Source organism: Frankia sp. CoWAU3 (genome assembly GCF_977971855.1).
Map to the genome: position 1 here is coordinate 40310 of NZ_CDWWXB010000003.1, position 5400 is coordinate 45709.

Below are 5400 nucleotides of genomic sequence, written 5' to 3' on the forward strand. Positions count from 1 at the left end.
CCGGCAGCGCGCACTGTTCCTGCGGGGTCGGTTTGAGTACACCGAGACCGGTCTCATGGACGCTACCCACCTGCGGTTCTACACCGTCGACTCGGCCCGGCGGCTGTTGGAGGACAACGGACTGCGCATCGTCGCCACCGCCACCACCGGTGGTCTGCCGTGGTGGCGCACCCGTGAGCTGCTCCCCGGGGACCTGGTGCGGCGGTGGGATCGCCGCGTGCTGGACCGGTGGCCGAACATGTTCGCCTGGCAGGCGCTGTTCCTCGCGGCGCCACAGGTGACGCGCCGGATCGGCGCGTCCGGCGTTGCCGTGGTGCGGCAACGGTCCGCGCCGTCTGGTGACCAGCCCGACTACGGCCAGCTTGTCCAGTGAGCGGCGCGCGGCTCGTCGTCACGTGCCTCTCCCGGCGGGGGAAGCATCGAGAGACCGTCCAGCAGGCCGTGGAGGACGAGGGCCGAGGTCCGGGTGCCGTGCCCGAGGAGCATGTCCAGCGCGACGGCGCGGGGTAGCACGACGACCGCCGTCGCCAGAGCGATCAAGGCGGCCCGGGTCCGCCATCCGCGGACCCGGGCGAACCAGAGCCGGTTGCGCACCCCGTAGTAGGCGTCGCCATGCCGGGGGACGGTCGTGCTCCCGACGCGCTGTGCACGGTGCGGACTGACCACGACGCTCCATCCGGCGTCCCGGACGCGGTAACAGAAGTCGACATCCTCGAACCCGAGGTAGTAACGGCCGTCCAGGGGGATCCGCCGCAGGCAGTCCGCCTTGACGAACATGATCGTGCCTGCGACCCAGTCGGCAGCCAGGGGGCGGTCGCCGGGGGGACGCCGGGCCTTCGGCGCCGCCAGGACCGGGCTTAGCCGCGCCGGGCCCGAGCGCCGACCGTCGTTGTCGACCAGGGTGGGCGCGACCACGCCGATGTTCGTCCCGGCCAGCAGATCCAGGCAGGCGCGTAGCGCCAGGTCCGGGATCCTGACGTGGTTGCCGATCAGGAGATAGGCCTGCGCGGCGGGGTAGCCGTGGCTGGCGAGCCGGAAGCCTCCGCCGAGACCGAGGTCGCGGGGCGGCAGGATCCAGGCGACCGAGGCCGGCAGGTGGTCGGGTCGGTCCGACCGGTCGTTCGCGACCACCGCCACCTGGGCGATGACGGGGCTGCCGTCGAGCCGTCTCGCAAGCTCCACGGTCGGCCGGTGCGGACCCCAGTGGACAATCACCGCCACGGTCTTCATCGGACCCCCTGCGTCGCTCGGGTAGAGCATCCGGTCCGGCGGGCGACGAGCCTCCACGGCTCGGAATGAGTATCGAGGGTAACAGAAGTGCCTCTTCATGTAACGGTGAGTGAGGCGTGGGGTGCTGGTGTGACCCGCCGGCGTGGTCCCCGCGCCCATCCGGCCTGCCGGTCCGGTGGACTCCCGGCGGCACGCGCCGGCGAGGGGCCGGCGAGGGGCCGGCGATACTGCGTGCTCCATGATTCGGTGTGTCCCACGATTCGGTCCAAACCATTCGCCGGCCATTGTGGAAGGTGTCCCCGCCACCGTCCTGCGCCGGGTCCCGGACATATTCCGGGGACCGCCATGCCCGGTGAGCTGGGGAATGTCATGGTTGCCGGACATCGGACCGCATATAGAAAACTGTTTAGTCGTCTCGATGAGCTGAAGGTTGTGATCCCTTCCCCGTCGAGGTGCGAGACCGTTACCACGCGTATCGCGTCACCGAATCTGAGGTGGTAGCGCCGACTCGGTTCGACGCCACCTGTCCGATGCCCGGGGAACCCGCTGAGGTGCCGGGCAGGGAGCTGATTACTGTACGATCTCCGCCCCTGGTGGGGATATCCCGGAATGGACACGGTGTGGTCCCGGGCGGCAACGGTTTGGATTTCGCCGGTGCCCTTCACGGTGATTAGTGTTCCCCGGCGGTTGGCCAACGACGGTGTCGGCGGCCACGGACCGAGCCGATGCCGGTGGAAAGTCGGGCATCGGATACCCTGCGAACTGGCGCACGTTACGCTCGGATAGCGCGGGGATAAACCAGACGCGTGATGCCGGCGGCGGTGACGTCGTGGGCGGCCAACCTCGACCGGCTGCGGCGGCTCGCCCAGGGGCGCAGCTCACTCAAGGACATTGCGGGATCGGCTTCGGGGGAATTCGATGAATGGGCGGGATCGGATACGGCGTGGCTCGACGATCCGGCACGGCGGTGCGGGCCGCCCGTCGGGCCGCCTGTCGGGTAGCCGCCGGTGGTTGCGCCACGAGGTCGAGGCGGGGACGGCTGCCCCCGGGAGCACGCGGACCGGCGATGTCGGTCCGCGTGCTCGTCCAGGTCATGGATGCGCTGCGGGTGGAGCGACGATGGTCCGGTCAGTTTTGTTCCGGTCGGTGTTGCCCCGGTCGATGCTGGTCCGGCCGGTCTCGGGGGTCGCCGCCCTGATGGGGGGTGCGCTGGGTCTGCTTCTGGGACTGCTCTGTCTCATCGGCGGATGGGGCGGGCCCGCGCCGTCGCCGGTCGCGTTGTCGTGCGTGGTGCTCGCGGCCGCGGCGTTGTCGATCGCGGTGGCGATCCTCGCCGCGGCGGTCTGGCCGGGTCCGAACGGTCCGGCCGACGCGAACGGTCTGGCCGGTTCAGCCGGCCCGGACGTCCAGCCGTGGGATCCCCGGGGAGGCGTGGGCCGTGCGTGGCCGCGGCGCGGCGTGGTGGATGAGCTGACCGGGCTGCCGGGCCGACGGTACTTCCTCGACGTCGCCAGCCGTTGTCTCACGGGTGGTGAGCACCGGGCGCGTGGCGCGACGTCCGTGTCGGTGCTGCTCATCGATCTCGATCGGATGCGTGATGTCAACGGGGCGCTCGGGCATGAGCATGGGGACCGCCTGCTTGCCACGGTGGGTTGCCGGCTGCGCGGAGCGCTGTCCGGATCGGATCTGCTCGCCCGGGTGGACGGCAACGCGTTCGCCGTGCTGTTGCGCGGCGCCGACGTGGCCCGGGCCGAACAGGTCGCTCGGCGGTTGCGGGAGGTGCTGGAACTGCCCGTTCCACTCGCGGGAACTCCGGTGCGGCCCGAGGCGAGCGTGGGGATCGCCCATGCCCCCGAGCACGGCCGTGGCGCGCTGGAGCTCTTTCGTCACGCGGAGGAGGCGATGTACCTGGCAAAGGGGGGCCGCCACGGGCAGACCGTCTACGCCCGCGACCATCCACCGATCAACCGTGCCCGCCTGCTGCTGCGGGCCGAGGTGCGCCATGCGCTGGACTCCGGCCAGATTGAACTGAGTTACCAGCCCAAGGCGGATCTGCGCAGCGGTCGGATCAGCGGTGTGGAGGCCCTCGTCCGCTGGCGCCATCCGGTCGACGGCGTGCGGCAGCCCGACGCCTTCCTGGCGGAGATCGAACGTGCCGGGTTGATGCCGAAGCTCACCGTGCAGGTCCTCGACCAGGCCCTGGCCGACTGCGCGCGCTGGCACGGCCGGGGTGCCCCGCTCGCGGTGTCGGTGAACGTCCCCGCGTCGGTCATCGTCGACCGCGCCTTCGTCGGCGTGGTGCGGGCCGCGCTCGCCCGGCACCGGCTCCCGCCCTCGGCGCTTGTCATCGAGGTCACCGAGGACTCCCTCATCGTGGCGCGGGAGCTGGCGCAGGGAACCCTGGCGGGGCTGCGCCGGTTCGGTGTGCGGGTCAGCCTGGACGACTACGGCACCGGGTTCTGTTCGCTGTCGTACCTGCGCGAACTCCCGGCCGACGAGGTGAAGCTGGACCGGACCTTCCTGCGTGACCTCGACCGCGATCCGGACGCGGCCGAGATCGTGCGGTCCACGGTCTCCCTGGCACATGCGCTGCGGTTACGGATTGTCGCGGAGGGGGTCGAAACGCAGCGTTCCTGGACCTCTCTCGCCGCCTGGCAGTGTGACGAGGTCCAGGGGTACTTTGTGTCACGTCCGATGGCGGGGGAACGAGTCGTCGGTTGGTTGCGGGAATGGGGCAGCAGGCTTGCCGTCCATCCCGGGACCGCGCTGCGCGCCGTGGCGGGACCGGTCGACACCTGCGCGGCACAGTCCCCGATCTCCCCAATCGTGGCACCGGCGGTCGAGGCCGTCGCGCCCACGCGGCCGTCAGCGGCGGGACCGGCAACCCGGCGGGCGGTCGGGTGCCGGGTGCCGGCCGACCTTGCGGCGTCCTGATGGCGGGCGATGGCGTGGCGGTCGCACCGGGCCCGTGAGGGCGGTCCGATTCGGGGGTCCGGGCGCCGTCGGCGCCAGGACCCCGATATCCCCGATGTCCGTGATTCCGATGATCAGGGTTCGGGCCCATCCCGGCAGGCTGCGGCGTCCAGCCGTAGCGTGAGCGCGGCGACGGCGGCGATCTGCCGTGCGTCCTCGCCCGGGGCGCCGGCCACGATGCCCGCGCAGATGTCGCGGTACATGGCCGGGTAGCTGTCGAGCCGGTTGACTCGCCGCCGCCGCAGGATGTGGGACCCGGCCTCCGCGGTGTACTGCGAACCGTCGACGATGGTGGCCGTCACGCCGTTCGCGCGCAGCTGGGACTGTTCCCGCAGACCGTGCCGGCTGCCCCCGGCACTGGTCAGCACGAGCGAGAGGACCGCGTCGTTCTCCAGCTCGACGTACACCGTGAAGGTGTCCGTGCGGGAGCGGGCCACCGTGCTCCGGCGGACCGGCGCGAAGTCGTTGAGCCAGAGGAAGTGGTCGATCCAGTGGCAGCCGTTACTGACCAGCCGGGTGCGTGAGGACGGCCAGCGGTACCAGTGCCGGCGGGGAAGCGGTTCCTCGTACACCACGGCACTGTAGATCAGCGGCTCGTTGCCGTCGGCCAGGCGCAGGTCGGAGCGCAGCCAGGCGTTCATCGGGCTGTGGCGTCGCTGGAAGCAGGCGAACAGGCGCCCGCCGGCGTGAAGGAGTTTCACCAGCCGGTCGAGATCCTCCTCCGTGGTGACAACGGGCTTCTCGACGACGGCCACCGAGCCGAGCCGCAGCGCATCCCGGGCCAGCGGCGCGTGCGTGTGGTGGTAGCCCGCGATGAGGACGACGTCGGCCCGTTCCCCGTCCCGGAGCAGCGCCGCGGTGTCCCAGGAACATCGGTCCGGTCGCCGGGTGCCCAGCTGGACGGGGTCGATCTCATGCACACCGACGAGGTCGAGGTGATCACGGACGTGCGGGACGATCTGCGTCTTGGCATAGTGTCCCAACCCGAACAGGACAGCGGTGGGTCGTCCGGACGCGGATGGCGGGCCATAGCGCCGGGTGCTCTCCGTGATCGGGCTGACCCCGGCGAGTGGACGATCCCCGGGGCGGGCCCCGGTCCACTCGGTTGCGAGCCAGGCGACGAGACGGTCGACGGCGCCGGGGCCCACCGGTGCTCCCGACATCGGGGACCAGCCGATGAGCGTGTCGTCCACGGCC

4 protein-coding genes and 1 pseudogene are annotated in these 5400 nt (G+C 71.2%); 3 read left to right on the plus strand and 2 right to left on the minus strand.

Annotation, left to right across the window (positions count from 1 at the left end; translation table 11 throughout):
- Nucleotides 1-373 (plus strand): annotated as a pseudogene (locus AC08ON_RS00925) (class I SAM-dependent methyltransferase); the annotation flags it as partial.
- On the opposite strand, the gene AC08ON_RS00930 reads toward AC08ON_RS00925, so the two are convergent.
- A complete protein-coding gene (locus AC08ON_RS00930; RefSeq protein WP_476606114.1) occupies nucleotides 352-1230 on the minus strand; it encodes a glycosyltransferase family 2 protein in 879 nt (292 codons plus the stop codon). The pseudogene AC08ON_RS00925 and the gene AC08ON_RS00930 sit on opposite strands and share 22 nt — an antisense overlap.
- Before the next feature lie 345 nt (nucleotides 1231-1575).
- Here AC08ON_RS00930 and AC08ON_RS00935 point away from each other — a divergent pair, with 345 nt between their 5' ends.
- Together AC08ON_RS00935 and AC08ON_RS00940 are read left to right on the plus strand one after the other, a co-directional pair.
- The gene (locus tag AC08ON_RS00935; RefSeq protein ID WP_476606113.1) at nucleotides 1576-1731 is read left to right on the plus strand and encodes a hypothetical protein; all 156 of its coding nucleotides are present in this window, start codon (nucleotides 1576-1578) and stop codon (nucleotides 1729-1731) included.
- 618 nt (nucleotides 1732-2349) lie between these two features.
- On the plus strand, nucleotides 2350-4164 hold the full coding sequence (locus AC08ON_RS00940; protein WP_476606112.1) for a putative bifunctional diguanylate cyclase/phosphodiesterase: 1815 nt from the start codon (nucleotides 2350-2352) through the stop codon (nucleotides 4162-4164).
- Nucleotides 4165-4277: 113 nt separating this feature from the next.
- Here the strand turns inward: AC08ON_RS00940 and AC08ON_RS00945 are convergent.
- On the minus strand, nucleotides 4278-5400 hold a 1123-nt coding region (locus AC08ON_RS00945), incomplete at its 5' end, for a Gfo/Idh/MocA family protein (protein ID WP_476616294.1).